This is a genomic window from Pseudomonas lopnurensis, assembly GCF_015070855.1.
GTDB classification, from domain to species: domain Bacteria; phylum Pseudomonadota; class Gammaproteobacteria; order Pseudomonadales; family Pseudomonadaceae; genus Stutzerimonas; species Stutzerimonas lopnurensis.
The window spans coordinates 1-15502 of record NZ_JADDIX010000068.1; the positions used below are offsets into that span (position 1 = coordinate 1).

General features: G+C 65.5%; 15 protein-coding genes and 1 pseudogene. 4 read left to right on the top strand and 12 right to left on the bottom strand.

Going from position 1 to position 15502, the window contains the following annotated elements; translation table 11 throughout:
* Positions 1 to 251: 251 nt before the first annotated feature.
* The 3 genes from IN820_RS13130 (at position 252) to IN820_RS13140 (ending at position 2048) form a co-directional block, all read left to right on the top strand.
* Entirely contained in the window at positions 252 to 962 is a 711-nt protein-coding gene (locus IN820_RS13130; protein WP_193681384.1) for an endonuclease, read from the top strand.
* Positions 963 to 1047: 85 nt separating this feature from the next.
* A complete protein-coding gene (locus IN820_RS13135) occupies positions 1048 to 1677 on the top strand; it encodes a DUF2238 domain-containing protein (protein WP_193681385.1) in 630 nt (209 codons plus the stop codon).
* Positions 1678 to 1682: 5 nt separating this feature from the next.
* Positions 1683 to 2048 (top strand): DUF2784 domain-containing protein, encoded by a 366-nt coding sequence (locus IN820_RS13140; protein ID WP_193681386.1) that lies wholly within the window; start codon positions 1683 to 1685, stop codon positions 2046 to 2048.
* Between the two features lie 12 nt (positions 2049 to 2060).
* Here the strand turns inward: IN820_RS13140 and IN820_RS13145 are convergent, their stop codons facing one another.
* From IN820_RS13145 to IN820_RS13155, 3 genes are all read right to left on the bottom strand, one after another.
* Positions 2061 to 2594, bottom strand: a complete 534-nt coding sequence (locus IN820_RS13145) for a flavin reductase family protein (RefSeq protein WP_193681387.1) — start codon at positions 2592 to 2594, stop codon at positions 2061 to 2063.
* A 277-nt stretch (positions 2595 to 2871) separates the two neighbouring features.
* Complete coding sequence (locus IN820_RS13150) at positions 2872 to 3666, bottom strand: amidohydrolase (protein WP_193681388.1); 795 nt, start codon at positions 3664 to 3666, stop codon at positions 2872 to 2874.
* Entirely contained in the window at positions 3654 to 4802 is a 1149-nt protein-coding gene (locus IN820_RS13155; RefSeq protein ID WP_193681389.1) for a pyridoxal phosphate-dependent aminotransferase, read from the bottom strand. Before IN820_RS13155 ends, IN820_RS13150 begins: the two co-directional genes overlap by 13 nt.
* A 155-nt stretch (positions 4803 to 4957) precedes the next feature.
* Between IN820_RS13155 and cysE the strand changes: the two genes are divergently transcribed.
* Positions 4958 to 5752: a serine O-acetyltransferase gene (gene cysE, locus IN820_RS13160; protein WP_193681390.1), complete on the top strand. Its 795-nt coding sequence runs from the start codon at positions 4958 to 4960 to the stop codon at positions 5750 to 5752.
* 421 nt (positions 5753 to 6173) lie between these two features.
* Here the strand turns inward: cysE and der are convergent, their stop codons facing one another.
* The 9 genes and pseudogenes from der to ndk all read right to left on the bottom strand — a co-directional run bounded on the left by der (position 6174) and on the right by ndk (position 15346).
* Entirely contained in the window at positions 6174 to 7670 is a 1497-nt protein-coding gene (gene der, locus IN820_RS13165) for a ribosome biogenesis GTPase Der (RefSeq protein WP_193681391.1), read from the bottom strand.
* A gap of 102 nt (positions 7671 to 7772) precedes the next feature.
* On the bottom strand, positions 7773 to 8921 hold the full coding sequence (gene bamB, locus IN820_RS13170; protein WP_193681392.1) for an outer membrane protein assembly factor BamB: 1149 nt from the start codon (positions 8919 to 8921) through the stop codon (positions 7773 to 7775).
* Between the two features lie 3 nt (positions 8922 to 8924).
* Positions 8925 to 9566, bottom strand: a complete 642-nt coding sequence (locus tag IN820_RS13175; protein ID WP_193681393.1) for a tetratricopeptide repeat protein — start codon at positions 9564 to 9566, stop codon at positions 8925 to 8927.
* 27 nt (positions 9567 to 9593) lie between these two features.
* Positions 9594 to 10883 (bottom strand): histidine--tRNA ligase, encoded by a 1290-nt coding sequence (gene hisS, locus IN820_RS13180; RefSeq protein WP_193681394.1) that lies wholly within the window; start codon positions 10881 to 10883, stop codon positions 9594 to 9596.
* Positions 10884 to 10899: 16 nt separating this feature from the next.
* Positions 10900 to 12012: a flavodoxin-dependent (E)-4-hydroxy-3-methylbut-2-enyl-diphosphate synthase gene (gene ispG, locus IN820_RS13185; RefSeq protein ID WP_193681395.1), complete on the bottom strand. Its 1113-nt coding sequence runs from the start codon at positions 12010 to 12012 to the stop codon at positions 10900 to 10902.
* Between the two features lie 7 nt (positions 12013 to 12019).
* Positions 12020 to 12980: pseudogene (locus tag IN820_RS13190) on the bottom strand (RodZ domain-containing protein).
* Positions 12977 to 13735, bottom strand: a complete 759-nt coding sequence (gene pilW, locus IN820_RS13195; RefSeq protein ID WP_193681396.1) for a type IV pilus biogenesis/stability protein PilW — start codon at positions 13733 to 13735, stop codon at positions 12977 to 12979. Before pilW ends, IN820_RS13190 begins: the two are co-directional and overlap by 4 nt.
* A gap of 11 nt (positions 13736 to 13746) precedes the next feature.
* A complete protein-coding gene (gene rlmN / locus IN820_RS13200; RefSeq protein WP_193681397.1) occupies positions 13747 to 14895 on the bottom strand; it encodes a 23S rRNA (adenine(2503)-C(2))-methyltransferase RlmN in 1149 nt (382 codons plus the stop codon).
* A 19-nt stretch (positions 14896 to 14914) separates the two neighbouring features.
* Positions 14915 to 15346: a nucleoside-diphosphate kinase gene (ndk, locus tag IN820_RS13205; RefSeq protein ID WP_003284654.1), complete on the bottom strand. Its 432-nt coding sequence runs from the start codon at positions 15344 to 15346 to the stop codon at positions 14915 to 14917.
* Between the last annotated feature and the right edge of the window lie 156 nt (positions 15347 to 15502).

The window sequence follows — 15502 nt, forward strand, 5'->3', positions numbered from 1 at the left end:
TGCGGCTTTCTCGGGGCTGCACCCTGTTTGCTGCGCGACTGCGCTGCGTCGAACGCGCGAAGGCGTCTCCTACAGGGGGCGATCAGGCGCCGGACATCTCCCTCTCAGCGCCCTTTCGCCTCGTCGCACCCCATCCACCACTTCACTTGAGCGAACAACTAACCCATTGTTTTTCATGATTTTTACCTGATCGACAGGTAACATGCGCGGCTGCGCACGGATGCGTTTCTCAGTCAGTCGTCGAGATGCCCATGCGCCGCTTCAGCCTCGTTCTGCTTGCCCTGCTGTTTTCCTCCAGCGTCCACGCCGAGGCGCCGCGCACCTTCCGCGAAGCGAAGAAGCTGGCCTGGCAGATCTATGCCGATCGCCCCGTGGACTTCTATTGCGGCTGCCGCTTCGAGGGCAACCGCATCGATCTCGCCAGTTGCGGCTATGTCCCGCGCAAACAGCCCAGGCGCGCCGAACGGGTCGAGTGGGAGCATATCGTCCCCGCCTGGGTGATCGGGCATCAACGCCAGTGCTGGCAGCAGGGCGGGCGCAAGAACTGCACCGCCAACGATCCGCTGTTCAGCCGGGCCGAAGCCGACCTGCACAACCTGGTGCCGGTGGTCGGCGAGGTGAACGGCGACCGCAGCAACTTCGGCTTCGGCATGCTCAGCGAGAAGCCCAGCCAGTATGGCGCCTGCCCCTTCGTGGTGAACTTCAAGCAGCGCACGGCGATGCCGCCCGAATACAGCCGCGGCGCCATCGCCCGCACCTACCTGTACATGAGCGAGCGCTACGGATTGCGCCTGTCAAGGCAGGACCAGCGGTTGTACGACATCTGGAACCGCCAGTACCCGGTCAGCGAATGGGAGCAATGGCGCAACCGCAGCATCGCCTGCGTACAGGGCAACGCCAATCTCCATGTCGGCGAGGTCGACCTGCGCGGTTGCCCACACAAATCCGTCGCCGGCCGCTGAGGATCGCCTGCGGCGCGCTGGCTGCTTGCCGCCACCCTTGCCGGGCGGCATGCTGTAAGCCCGCATGACACTGGGCAGGGCCGGCATGCCGCAGAATATTCTCGATACGACGCTCGGGCTGGTGGTGCTGCTGGCCCTGATCGCTTCCGGCATCGCCCCCTATGATCGTGCGACCTGGCTGCTGGAGGTCTCACCGGTGCTGATCGCTGCGCCGGTCCTGCTGCTGACTCACCAGCGTTTCCCCCTCACCCGCCTGCTCCATGTCCTGATCGCCATGCACGCGCTGGTGCTGATCCTCGGCGGCGCCTACACCTACGCGCGCGTACCGCTGGGCTTCTGGGTGCAGGAGCTGTTCGAACTGCAGCGCAATCCCTACGACAAGCTCGGCCATTTCATGCAGGGGCTGGTGCCGATGCTGGTCGCCCGGGAAATCCTGCTGCGCCGGCGCTATCTCGCCCGCGGGGCGATGCTCGACTTCCTGGCGATCTGCGTGGCCCTGGCGTTCAGCGCCTTCTACGAACTGATCGAATGGTGGGTGGCGTTGCTCGCCGGCGACGGCTCCGTCGACTTCCTCGGCACCCAGGGCGATCCCTGGGATACGCAGTCGGACATGCTGCTCGCGCTGCTCGGCGCCGGCTTGGCGACGCTCGGTCTCGACCGGCTGCAGGACCGGCAGATCGCCGCGCTCGAGCAGCGTGGCGCGGGCGCGCGGTAACCGCCGTGATCTATCGGCTCGGCGCCGACGCCCTGCTGGTGCTGCACCTGGGGTTCGTGCTGTTCGCTCTGTTCGGCGGGTTGCTGGCGGCCCGCAGGCGCTGGCTGCTGCCGTTCCACCTGCTGGCGATGGGCTGGGCGATCTATGTGCAATTGGCCAGCCGCAGCTGTCCGCTCACCGGCTGGGAACAGGTCCTGCGTATCCGCGCCGGGGATGCCGGCTACAGCGGCAGTTTCATCGAGCACTACCTGCTGCCGCTCATCTATCCGCACTGGCTGACGTTGCCGCTGCAGTACGTGCTGGCAGCCGTGGTCGTCGCGATCAACCTGCTGGTCTATGGCTGGCTGTGGCACAGACGCCGGCGGCGCTGAGTGCCGCGCTTGTCAGCGCATCGCCGAGTCCAGCTGGATCTCTTCTCCCGCCAGCATGAACCGGCCGTAGCCACGGTGGTGCAACGTGCGCGGCGCCGTTACCGCGGGATCGTGCCAGGCCTGCAGCACCTCGAGAATGAAGAAGTCGTAGCTGCCGACCAGTTGCCGGTCGGCCACGCGGCATTCGAGATTCGCGTAACACTCCTCCACCCGCGGCACTGCCACCCGAGCGGACGCAACGGCGCTCAGGCCGAAGCGGGCGAACTTGTCGATTTCGTCGCCGTGGCTGTTGCCGCAGCCCACGAGCTGCCGGGCCAGGTCGTCGGTGGGGACGTTGAGCACACACTCGCCGGTCGCCTGCAGCGCGGCGAAGGAGTAGTTCGCCGCGCTGACCACGCAGCCGACCAAGGGCGGCTCGAACTCCATCATGCAGTGCCAGGACATCGTCATCAGGTTGGCGCGGCCGTCCTGCGCGGTACCGAGCAGCAGCACCGGCCCGGGCTCGAGGACGGCATAGACATCGGACAGGGGAAGCTGGGTTTTCATCGAACCACTCCCGAACCAGACAGCATGACCAGACCATAGCCTATCGGCGCGGCTGGTGGAAATGCGGCCGCCACATCATGCCGTGCTGTTGCAGGAGATGCCATGTCTACCCCTCCGCGCAGGATCGCCAGCAAGGACCGGGCGCCCCCAGGCTCCACAGTTTGCGCGTACCGCGGCGAATACAGGGCGGTTGCAACCCACCGCACGTGCTGGACGCCAGCGCCATATCGACTGGCAGGCCCGCCGACGAAGCTGTGCGGAAACCACTGGAGCGGCATCAAGCCTTCAGTTCGAACGCATCGCCGTCGTGGTAGGCCGGGAAGCGCTCGCGGAAAGCGGCAAGATCACGCGCCCTCAGCGTGCAGCGGAACACCCCGTCGCGCTCGCCGGCTTCCAGCAAGGCGTCGCCCTTGAAATCCAGCACCTGGCTGTCGCCGCTGTAGGGATAGCCCTTGCCGTCCTCGCCGACGCGGTTGACCGCCGCGACGAAGCACAGGTTCTCGATGGCCCGGGCCGGTAGCAGACGGTTCCAGGCAGCGCGCCGGGCGGCCGGCCAGTTGGCCGTGTAGAGCAGCAGATCGGTGCCGTGGGGGTCGCGGCTCCAGACCGGGAAACGCAGGTCGTAGCAGATCAGCGGCCGCACGCGCCAGCCGTTCACCTCGAACAGGGCCTGCTGCAGTCCCGGCGTGTAGTGCTTGTGCTCGCCCGCCATGCGGAACAGGTGGCGCTTGTCGTAGTGCAGCATCTCGCCATCCGGCCGCGCCCACAGCAGGCGGTTGCGGTGGCTGCCATCGGCGGCCTCGATGATCACGCTGCCGGTCACCACCGCCCCCAGCCGGGCGGCCTGCTCGCGCAGCCAGGCGTAACTCGGCCCTTCCTCGGGCTCGGCCAGGGCGGCGGAATCCATGGAGAAACCGGTGGTGAACATTTCCGGAAGAATGATCAGATCGGCGCCGCGCGCCTGCTCCAGCAGCGCGGCGAAGCGCTCGCGGTTGGCCGCCGCGTCCTGCCAGACCAGGCTGGTCTGTACCAAGGCCAGTTCGAGGTCCGGCAAATCGTTCAGATCGCGCATAGTCGTTCCGCCGCCTGACGCAGCGTCTCCTCCCGTTTGGCAAAGCAGAAGCGCACCAGCCGCAGATCCGCCGGCGCCTGTTGATAGAAGACCGAGATCGGAATGCTCGCCACCCCGTGCTCGCGCGTCAACCATTCGGCCATCGCCACGTCGTCGAGATCCGGCCGGATGGCCGAATAATCGACCAGCTGGAAGTAGGTCCCCGCGGCCCGCTCGAAGCGCAAGCGCGAGCCGCCCAGCAGGTCGCAGAACAGGTCGCGCTTGGCCTGGTAGAAGGCCGGCAACTCGGCGATGTGTTCGGGGTGTTCGGCCATGAAGTCGGCCAGCGCCCACTGCAGCGGCGTGACGCCGGTGAAGCTGACGTACTGGTGGACCTTGCGCAGCTCGGCGCTGAGCGCCGGCGGCGCCACCACGTAGCCGGTCTTCCAGCCGGTGACGTGGTAGGTCTTGCCGAACGAGCTGACGACGAAGGCGCGCGGGTACAACTCGTCGTGGCGCAGCACGCTGGCGTGCTCGCGGCCGTCGAAGACCAGATGCTCGTAGACCTCGTCGCTGAGCAGGTAGATGTCGCGCTCGCGGATCAGCGCGGCGAGGCGATCCAGGTCGGCGCCGTCGATCAGCGCGCCGCTGGGGTTGTGCGGCGTATTGAGAACGATCATCCGCGTACGTGGGCCGATCGCATCGGCCAGGCGCTGCCAGTCGATGCGAAAATCCGGCAGGCTCAGCTGCTGGTGGATGCACACGCCGCCGGCCAGCTGCACCGAAGGCTCGTAGCTGTCGTAGCAGGGATCGAAGACGATGACCTCGTCGCCCGGCCGGATCAGGGCCTGGATCGCGCAGAAGATCGCCTGGGTGGCGCCGGGGGTGATCGTCACCTCGCTGGCCGCATCCACCGGCCGACCGTACAGCGCGGCCACCTTGGCCGCGACCCGCTCGCGCAGCGCGGGCAGGCCGGTCATGGGCGCGTACTGGTTGTGCCCGGCCATGACATGCCGCGTCAACGCCTCGCGCAGGGCGACGGGGCCGTCGAAATCGGGAAACCCCTGGGACAGGTTGAGTGCGCCGGTATCCGCAGCCAGCTGGGACATGGTGGTGAAGATGGTCGTGCCGAGATTGGGCAATTTACTGATGAGCATGACAGCCTTCCGACAGGCCTGCCGGACGGGGATGCGGCAGGGTGGAACAGGATAGCCGATCACGGCCGCTCGATACGAGCAGGTGCAGGAGCGCGGCCCCGGCCTGCTAAAGTTGCACCGATAAGGCACAGATCGATAACTACAAGGAATTCATCATGCAGACTCAATCTGCCCGCTCTTCCTGGAACGACCTGCGCGCCCAGGCGCAACGGGCTCTGGATACCGAACCGGCACTGGCCGACTTCTTCCGGCAGGCGGTGCTCGAGCATCCGGACTTCGGCTGCGCCCTCGCCCATCGGGTCGGCCAGACCCTGGCGGACACCGCCGAGCAGCGGCAGGCGCTGGCCGAGCGCTTCACCGGCATTCACCGGCAGGACCCGGCACTGGCCGAATCGGCCTGGCGCGACCTGCAGGCGATCGTCAGCCGCGACCCGGCCTTCGACACGGCGCTGGAGGTGCTGCTGTTCTCCAAGGGCTTCCTCGCGCTGCAGGCCTACCGTATCGGGCACCGCCTGCAGCGAGAGGGCGAGCGGCTGCTGGCGATGTTCATCCAGGCGCGCAGCAACGAACGCCTGGGCATCGACATCAATCCCGCCAGCCGGATCGGCAGCGGCATCATGCTCGACCACGGCACCGGCATCGTCATCGGTGAAACGGCCGAGGTGGGCGACGATGTGTCCATTCTGCAGGGCGTCACCCTGGGCGGGACCGGCAAGGAAAGCGGCGACCGCCACCCGAAGGTGCGCAGCGGGGTGATGATCGGCGCGGGGGCGAAGATCCTCGGCAACATCGAAATCGGCGAGGGTGCCAAGGTCGGGGCCGGCAGCATCGTGCTGCACCCGGTCCCGCCACACACCACCGTGGTCGGCAACCCGGCGCGCCAGGCCGGCAAGCCGCGGCACGCGCGACCGGCCCTGGATATGGATCAGTCGCTCGATGAGGAAGGCTGAGAACCTAGCGCAGCCTAGGGGCTGTTGCCGTTCCAGGCTTGCACATCGCGCTGACCATCGTAGGAGGCGCCTCTGCGTCTTCGTCGCAGCGCTGTCGCGCAGCAAACGGGGTGCAGCTCCGAGAAAGCCGCATGTGCACACCGCGCCCGTAGGAGCCCGGGGGGACGCCGAGTCCTTGCCGGCGATCATCGGCGTTGCGGCCGATCGCCCGCAAGCGGGCTCCTACGGTGGGACAGAAGGATAATCCGCGTTCATGCCTAGCAGGCGGGTGGGCAAGGCTCTAAAATTTATCCAATAAAAACAAAGTGTTATTTTATGTTTGATGAGAGCGGTCGGGACGTCGAGCCCATGTCCGCGAAAAGAGCAGCCATACTGATGTGTGGGCCCTGTTCGCAGGCATGGCCTGCTCCTACAAGGGCTCTCAGCGCTTCTTGTCGCGGCGCTTCTTCTCGGCTTTCTTGTGGTGCGACATGAGGCGGCGCTTCTTGTTCACCTGGCGATCGGTCAGGGTGTTCTTGCGGCCCTCGTAAGGGTTGTCGCCGCCCTTGTACTCGATGCGGATCGGCGTGCCGACCAGTTTCAGCACGCGCCGGTAGGTGTTCTCCAGGTAGCGCGTATAGGACTTGGGCACCGCGTCCATCTGGTTGCCGTGGATCACGATCAGCGGCGGGTTGGCGCCGCCGAGGTGGGCATAGCGCAGCTTGATGCGCCGGCCGTTGACCATCGGTGGCTGGTGTTCCTGTACCGCGTCCTCGAGGATCTGCGTCAGGCGGCTGGTCGGCCAGCGGGTCACCGCCGACTGGAACGAGGCCTGCACCGACTTGTACAGATGGCCGACGCCGGTGCCGTGCTTGGCCGAGATGAAGTGGATATCGGCGAAATCGACGAAGAACAGCCGGCGCTCCAGCTCTTTCTTCACATAGTCCTTCTCGCCCGGCTCCATGCCGTCCCACTTGTTCAGCGCAATGACCAGCGCGCGCCCGGTTTCCAGCACGAAGCCGAGCAGGTTGAGGTCGTGCTCGACCACGCCCTCGCGGGCATCCATGACGAAGATCACCACGTTGGCGTCCTGGATCGCCTGCAGCGTCTTGACCACCGAGAACTTTTCCACCGCCTCGAAGATCTTGCCGCGGCGGCGCACGCCGGCGGTGTCGATCAACGTGTACTTCTCCTCGTCGCGCTCGAAGGGGATGTAGATGCTGTCGCGGGTGGTGCCGGCCTGGTCGTAGACGATGACCCGCTCCTCGCCGAGCATGCGGTTGACCAGCGTCGACTTGCCGACGTTGGGTCGACCGATGATGGCGATCTTGATGCCATCCTTCTCGCTCGGTCCGGGAATCCGCTTCGGCTCCTGGCCTTCAGCCACGACCTCCTCGCCCTCGGCGAGCGCCCCCTCGACGACGCCTTCGGCTTCCTCCGCGTCGTCCCGGGGGAAGACTCCCAGCGCTTGCTCGAGCATATGGCTGATGCCACGACCATGGGCGGCCGCGATCGGCAGCGCATCGCCCAGGGCCAACGGGCTGAATTCGGCGCGGGCGATGTCCGGATCGACGCTGTCGACCTTGTTCGCCACCAGGAAGCAGCGCTTGTTCCGCTTGCGCAGGTGTTCGCCGATCATCTGGTCGGCCGCGGTCAACCCGGCGCGTGAATCGACCATGAACAGCACCGCATCGGCCTCTTCGATGGCCTGCAGCGACTGCTCGGCCATCTTCGCGTCGATACCCTCCTCGTCACCGGAGATACCGCCGGTATCGATCACGATATAGGTACGCCCTTGCCACTTGGCCTCGCCATACTGGCGATCGCGGGTCAGCCCGGCGTACTCGGCGACGATGGCATCGCGGCTCTTGGTCAGGCGATTGAACAGGGTGGACTTGCCGACGTTCGGGCGGCCCACCAGGGCGATTACGGGAACCATGCGGCTCTCCACTGCGATATTTCAGAAAACACGAAGGCCGCTGCAAGGCAGCGGCCGAATATTCAAGGCTCCGCCAGGCGGAGCCGCGGACTCAACGAACGCTCAGTCGGCCTGACGAATCGTCAGTGCGACCAGCTTGCCGTCGTTGCCATAAGCGTAGAGCCAATCGCCCTCGACCACCGGACGAGCGCGCACACCGGCGCTGTCGATACGCTCGCGCGCGACGAAACGGCCATCGACCTGGCTCAGCAGATGCAGATAGCCTTCGACGTCACCGACCACCACATAGCTGGACAGCACCGCGGGAGCCGAAAGCTGCCGACGGGCCAGTGATTCGTTGCGCCACAGCGCCGTGGTGGAGCGCTCGTCGATACCTTCGACCGTACCGTCGGCCAGGCTCAGGTAGACGCTGCCATAACCCAGCGCCACACCGGCATAACTGGAGGCGTCGCGCTGCCAGAGCACACGGCCGCTTTCCAGTTCCAGCGCCGCGGCGCGGCCCTGGTAGGTGGCGACGTAGAGCGTGCCGCCGGAAAGCAGCAGGCCACCGTCGATATCCACCACCCGTTCCAGTTCGGAACGGCCCTGCGGGATCGCCACCCGCTGTTCCCAGACCGGTAGGCCGCGACGGGTATCCAGCGCGACTACCTTGCCGCTGGACAGGCCGGCGATCGCCAGCTGATTGGTCAGCAGCGGAGCGCCGGTGCCGCGCAGGGTCAGCACCGCGGGCGAGCTCTCGTAGCTCCAGCGCTGCGCGCCGGTATCGATTTCCAGGGCGATCAGACGGTCGTCCTGGGTCTGCACCAGGACGATGTCGCCGTTGACGGCCGGGGCGGCCAGCACTTCACTGCTGACCTGGCTGCGCCAGCGCTCTTCGCCGCTGCTGACGTCCAACGCCAGGACTTCACCGCGCAGGGTGCCGACCAGAATCAGGCCGTAGCCGGCACCGACCGCACCGGAAACCGGCACGTCCAGCTTCTTCTTCCAGTTGACCTTGCCGGTCAGCCGGTCCATGGAAACCACCAGGCCCTCGACATCGGCGGCGTAGATCTGGTCGCCATAGACCACCGGCGTCAACAGGTTGTAGGTCTCGCCCTGGCCTTCGCCGATGGAGCGGCTCCACTCCTTCTTCAAGGAAATCTCCGCGTCGAACTTGGTCAGCTCGGCCGGACCGGGTTCCTTCGTATCGTTACTGCTGCAGCCCGCGGCCAGTACGGCCAGGGTCAGCAGTGCGGCAATCTTCCAGCGCATCGATTACGCCTCCCCTCGGGCCAGGTCATCCAGTTTCAATTGCAGACCGCCAATGGCCGCGTCCTGGGACAGCGACTCCTTGGCCTTGCTGTAGGCGGCATGGGCTTCGTCCTCGCGGCCGAGCAGTACCAGCAGATCGCCCCGCAGCTCTTCACGGCTGGCGACGAATGCCTTGTCCGCCTCGCCGTCCAGCAGCTTGAGTGCTTCCTCGGTCTTGTCCTGGGCAGCCAGCACGCGCGCCAGGCGCTGGCGAGCCAGCTCGTCGAGGGTCTTGTCGGCGGGCTTGTCGACGACCGCACGGAGCTCGCTGGCGGCTTCGTCCAGGCGTCCGGATTCGACCGCGACCTTGGCGACGAACAGGCTGCCGTACTGGGCATAATGGGTGCCGGCGAAGTCCTTCTTCAGCAGGTTGCCCAGGCGCGACACTTCCGCGGCGTCGACTTCGGCGCCATCCAGCGCGGCGGTCAGCAGTTGCTGATAGACCACCGAGGCGCCCTGCGCCTGGTTGAGCTGATGCTTCTGCCAGAACTGCCAGCCGAACACCACGACCAGGGCGACCACGCCACCCAGCAGCAGCGGCTTGCCATTGCGCTGCCACCAGTCCTTGATTTGCGCCAGTTGTTCATCTTCGGTACCCGAGGTCACACGGTCACTCCTTTCATTCGCTTAGTCTCAGACCTGCTCGAGGCAGGCAGCCAGACGCTCGGGCAGAGCATCCCAGGCAATGCTTTGTTGTTCGCTGTCGTCGCGCAGCGGCTTGCAACCTACCACGCGCCCGGCCAGTTCGTCCTCACCCAGAATCAGCGCGAAGCGTGCGCCGCTCTTGTCGGCCTTCTTGAACTGGCTCTTGAAGCTGCCGCCACCGGCATTGACCAACAGACGCAGCCCCGGCAAGGCATCGCGCAGACGCTCGGCCAGCGCCAGCGCCGCCCGTTCGGCCGCCTCGCCGAACGCGCAGATATAGGCGTGAGGGGCAGGGTTCAGTTCCTGCGGAACCCGTTCGAGGGTTTCCAGCAGCAGCACCAGGCGCTCGACGCCCATGGCGAAACCGACGCCCGGCGTCGGCTTGCCGCCGAACTGGCTGATCAGCCCGTCGTAGCGGCCACCGGCACAGACGGTGCCCTGCGCGCCGAGCCTGTCGGTCACCCACTCGAACACCGTGCGGCCGTAGTAATCCAGCCCACGCACCAGCTTGGGGTTGATCTGGTAGGCGATGCCGACCGCATCCAGGCGGGCCTTGAGGCCTTCGAAATGCGCACGCGACTCCTCGTCGAGATAGTCGTGCAGGGTCGGCGCATCGGCCAGCAGTGCCTGGGTCTGGGCGTTCTTGCTGTCGAGAATGCGCAGCGGATTGGTGGTCAGGCGGCGCTGGCTGTCTTCGTCGAGCTGCTCGAAGCGCTGCTGCAGGTAGGCCACCAGCGCGTCGCGGTAGCGCGCACGCGCCTCGCTGGAGCCCAGGCTGTTGAGCTGCAGGGTCACCGCGTCGGCCATGCCGAGCTGCTTCCACAGCCGCGCCGTGAGCACGATCAGCTCGGCATCGATATCCGGGCCGGGCTGGTTGAAGACTTCCACACCGATCTGGTGGAACTGCCGGTAGCGACCCTTCTGCGGCTTCTCGTAGCGGAACATCGGCCCGGTGTACCAGAGCTTCTGCACCTGGCCGCCCCCGGTCAGCCCGTGTTCGAGCACGGCCCGCACGCAGCCGGCGGTGCCTTCGGGACGCAGGGTCAGGGACTCCTCGTTGCGATCGAGGAAGGTGTACATCTCCTTGTCCACCACGTCGGTGCCTTCGCCGATACCGCGGGCGAACAGGTCGGTGAATTCGAGGATCGGCAGGCGGATCTCGCTGTAGCCGTAGCTGTCGAGCAGTTGCGCGAAGGTGCTTTCCAGGTAGCGCCAGGTCGGCGTCTGCGCCGGCAGGATGTCGTTCATGCCACGGATGGCTTGCAGGGACTTGCTCAATGGGATTCCTTAAAAATCAACTGCGCGCGATCAGCGCCGCGTCGGCCGCGACCTTCTCGGCGGCCTTGCGCCGGATCAGCTGTTCCAGCTCATCGACCAGGTTGTCGTTGTTCAGTTTCTGCGCCGGCTTGCCGTCGATGTAGACGAGATTGTTCGGGCTGCCGCCGGTGAGGCCGATATGCGCCTCCTTGGCTTCGCCCGGCCCGTTGACCACGCAGCCGATCACCGCGACGTCCATCGGCACCAGCAGGTCTTCCACCCGGGTTTCCAGCTCGTTCATGGTCTTGACCACATCGAAGTTCTGCCGCGAGCAGCTCGGGCAGGCGATGAAGTTGATTCCGCGCGAGCGCAGGCGCAGCGACTTGAGAATGTCGAAGCCGACCTTGATCTCTTCCACCGGGTCGGCGGCCAGCGACACGCGGATGGTGTCGCCGATGCCGTCGGCCAGCAGCATGCCCAGCCCGACCGCCGACTTCACCGTGCCCGAGCGCAGGCCACCGGCCTCGGTGATGCCCAGGTGCAGCGGCTGCACGATCTGGCCGGCCAGCAGACGGTAGGCCTCGACCGCCATGAACACGTCGGAAGCCTTCACGCTGACCTTGAAGTCCTGGAAATCCAGTCGATCGAGGTGCTCGACGTGGCGCAACGCGGATTCCACCAGCGCCTGCGGGGTGGGCTCGCCGTATTTCTTCTGCAGGTCCTTTTCCAGGGAACCGGCGTTGACCCCGATGCGGATCGGGATGCCCTTGTCGCGTGCGGCATCGACCACCGCGCGAACGCGATCCTCGCGGCCGATATTGCCCGGATTGATGCGCAGGCAATCGACACCGAGTTCGGCCACCCGCAGGGCGATCTGGTAGTCGAAGTGGATATCGGCAACCAGCGGCAGCTGAACGCGCTGTTTGATTCGGCCAAAGGCCTCGGCAGCCTCCATGGAGGGAACCGAAACCCTCACGATATCGGCGCCGGCGTTCGCCAGGCGCTGGATCTGGCCGACCGTCGCCTCGACGTCGCAGGTTTCGGTATTGGTCATGCTCTGCACGGAAATCGGCGCATCGCCGCCGACCGGAACGCTGCCCACCCAGATCTTGCGGGACTGGCGGCGCTTGATAGGAGATTCGGAATGCATGATCAGCCTACTGTCCGAGCTTGAAGCGCGCCGTCTCGCCGCGCATGTGTGAGGCGAGGTTCACGGCCTCGCCGTTGTAACTGACCTGCGCACCACGGGCATAGCCCAGATGAATGTCCAGCGGCGCCTTGCCGCTGACGGTGGTGCTGCTGCCGGCCCTGGCCAATGCGCTGTACAGCACGCGGCCGTCGGCGTCGGTCACCCGGGTCCAGCAATCGGCGGTGAAGCGCAGATCCAGACGCGCTTCGCCGGACGCNCGCCGCGGCGCTCGCCGAGGCACTCTCGGCGGGCGTTTGCGCGGGCTGCGCAGGCGTGACTTCGGCCGGCGCTTCGACAGCGGGTTCGGCCGCAGCATCGGCCGGCGCAGCGGTCCCGGCAGGCTCGGCGGGCGCCTGCGGCGCGGCAGTAGCCGGTTCATCGGCGACCGGCACCGAATCCTCTTCGGCCGGCACCGACTCTGCTGCACGGTCGAGCATGTGGATCTGCGTGGTGCCGTCGACGCTTTCCACTTCGATGCGCTCCAGCGCGCTGACGGCAGGCGCCGACTCCTCGCGCGCCGCACGCTCCTGCCACCAATAGAAGGCGGCACCGGCCAGCACCAGCAGCAAGGCGAAACCGAACAAGCGCATGACGTTGCGCGACAACCGTCCGGGCTCCTCGATACGACCCAGGCTGTTGACGCTGCTGCCCGAGGCGTTGGTGCCGGTGTGCTGGTCGAATTCCTGAACCAGCCTGTTCTGGTCAAGCCCCAGCAGCTTGGCGTAGGCCCGCACATAGCCACGGGCGAAGGTATGCCCCGGCAACTGGCTGAAATCCCCGGCCTCGATACGAGCCAGGGCACGTTCGGTGAGGTTCAACTGCTGGGCCACCGCCGGCAAGGTCCAGCCCTTGCCTTCGCGAGCGCTGCGCAGCGTCTCGCCGGGATTGGTGCCCATCGGTGCAGCGGATTCTGGGTGCGGCGCGGTCATCGTTGCTCCGAAAGAAATTGCTTGTACTCATCCGTACCCGGATACAGCCGCCTCAGCTGGAGCCCGAGGCTGGCCGCCGTATCACGGTCCTGATGGATATTGGCCAGTCGGATACCGAGCAACAGGCTACGCGCGCTCTGTTCGGAGAACTGGCTGAAGCTGTCGTAGTAGCGCTTGGCCGGGACGTACTGCTTGTCGTCGTAGGACATGAGCGCCAGCTCCAGCAGCGCCCGTGGCTGGCGACCGTCCAGGCGCAGCGCACGAGTGAAATAACGCTCGGCCTCTTCACGCTGTCCCAGCTTCAGCGCCGTCATGCCCAGATTCTGGAAAACCCGTGCACGCTCGGGGTAGAGGTTGTCTTCGGCGGCCTGGCTGAAGCGCTCCAGCGCTTCCTGGTAGCGCTTCTGCTCGAACAGGAAGCTGCCATAGTTGTTGAGGATACGGGCATCGCGTCGGCTGGAAAGCGCCTCGCGGTAATGCTTGTCGGCCAGGTCGTTTTCCATCTCGGTCTGGAATACCAGTGCCAAAGCGGCATGCGCATCGGCACTGCGCGGATCGAGCTCGAGCGCCTTGCGCAACGGCGTCTTGGCGCGCGACGCGGTACCCTGCTGCAGGTAGCCGATACCGAGCTGGATATAGGCATCACGGGCCTGTTGCCGGCCTTCATCGGTTTTCAGCGGATCGACGGATCCAGAAGACACACAACCGGCCAACAGGCCGGTCAATAGAAGCAGCAGCGCAGCGCGCACGTTCATCAGCATCCCCCTCAGGATCGGTTCGAAGCAATATGCGTCGCACCTGGCCCGCCCTGCAGCTCACGCACAGCGATGTATCTCTCGCTTCGACGCGTGCGGTCCATGACCTGGCCGACCAGCTGACCACAAGCCGCGTCGATGTCTTCGCCGCGGGTGGTACGCACCGTCACATTGTGCCCGCCTTTGTGCAGGATGTCCTGGAAACGGCGGATGGCATTATTGCTCGGCCGCTCATATCCGGAATGAGGGAAGGGATTGAACGGAATCAGATTGATCTTGCAGGGGATGTCCGCCAGCAGTGCGATCATCTGCTCGGCATGCTCGGGCTGGTCGTTGATGCCCTTGAGCAGGGTGTACTCGATGGTCAGCACACGCTTTTCGCCCAGCCGCGAGACGTAGCGCTGGCAGGCGGCCAACAGCATGTCCAACGGGTACTTCTTGTTGATCGGCACCAACTGGTCGCGCAGCTCGTCGTTGGGCGCGTGCAGCGACAGCGCCAGGGAGACGTCGATGACCTTGGCCAGCTCGTCGATCATCGGCACCACGCCGGAGGTCGACAGCGTCACCTTGCGCTTGGAAATGCCGTAACCGAGGTCGTCCATCATGATGTGCATGGCGGCGACGACGTTGTCGAAATTGAGCAGCGGCTCGCCCATCCCCATCATCACCACGTTGGTGATGGCGCGATCGATCTTCGCCGGGACGCTGCCGAATGATTTGTTCGCAATCCACACCTGGCCGATCACCTCGGCGGCGGTGAGGTTGCTGTTGAAGCCTTGCTTGCCGGTGGAGCAGAAACTGCAGTCCAGGGCACAGCCGGCCTGGGAGGAAACGCACAGCGTACCGCGCCCGCCCTGCGGGATGTACACCGTTTCGACACAACTGCCCGAGGCGACGCGAACCACCCACTTGCGCGTGCCGTCGCTGGAAATGTCCTCGCTGACGATTTCCGGGCCGCGAATCTCGGCGCAGGCCTTGAGCTTTTCGCGCAGGGCCTTGCCGAGATTGCTCATGGCATCGAAGTCATCGATGCCGAAGTGGTGAATCCACTTCATGACCTGACCGGCACGAAAACGCTTTTCCCCGATGGACTCGAAGAAGCTTTCCAGTTGCGGCTGGGTCAGGCCCAGCAGATTGACTTTACCGGTCGTGACAATCATCGGATTCACCTTCGCTCACTCAGCGAATGCGCGCGCACACTTCGGTGGCCGCGAAGAAGTAGGCGATTTCACGAGCAGCGGAGGCTTCGGAGTCGGAACCGTGCACGGCGTTCTCGTCGATGGAAACGGCGAAATCGGCGCGGATGGTGCCCGCTGCGGCTTCCTTCGGGTTGGTGGCGCCCATCAGCTCGCGGTTCTTGGCGATGGCATCTTCACCTTCCAGGACCTGGACGATGACCGGGCCGGAGGTCATGAACGCGACCAGATCCTTGAAGAAGCCGCGCTCGCTATGCTCGGCGTAGAAACCGGCGGCTTCACGCTCGGACAGCTGGACCATCTTGGAAGCGACGACGCGCAGGCCGGCCTTCTCGAAACGGGTGGTGATTTCGCCGATCACGTTCTTGGCGACAGCGTCGGGCTTGATGATGGAGAAGGTGCGTTGCAGGGCCATGTAGGACTCCAGGACTGATGGGTTAAAGCAAACAAGTAAACCCGCGGATTATACGCGGGTTCGGGCTAAAACATAAGGGTAGAGACCGGCGGCCGGACGAGCCAGACAGCAAGCTGCAAGCTGCAAGCTGCAAGCTGCAAGCTGCAAGCTGCAAGC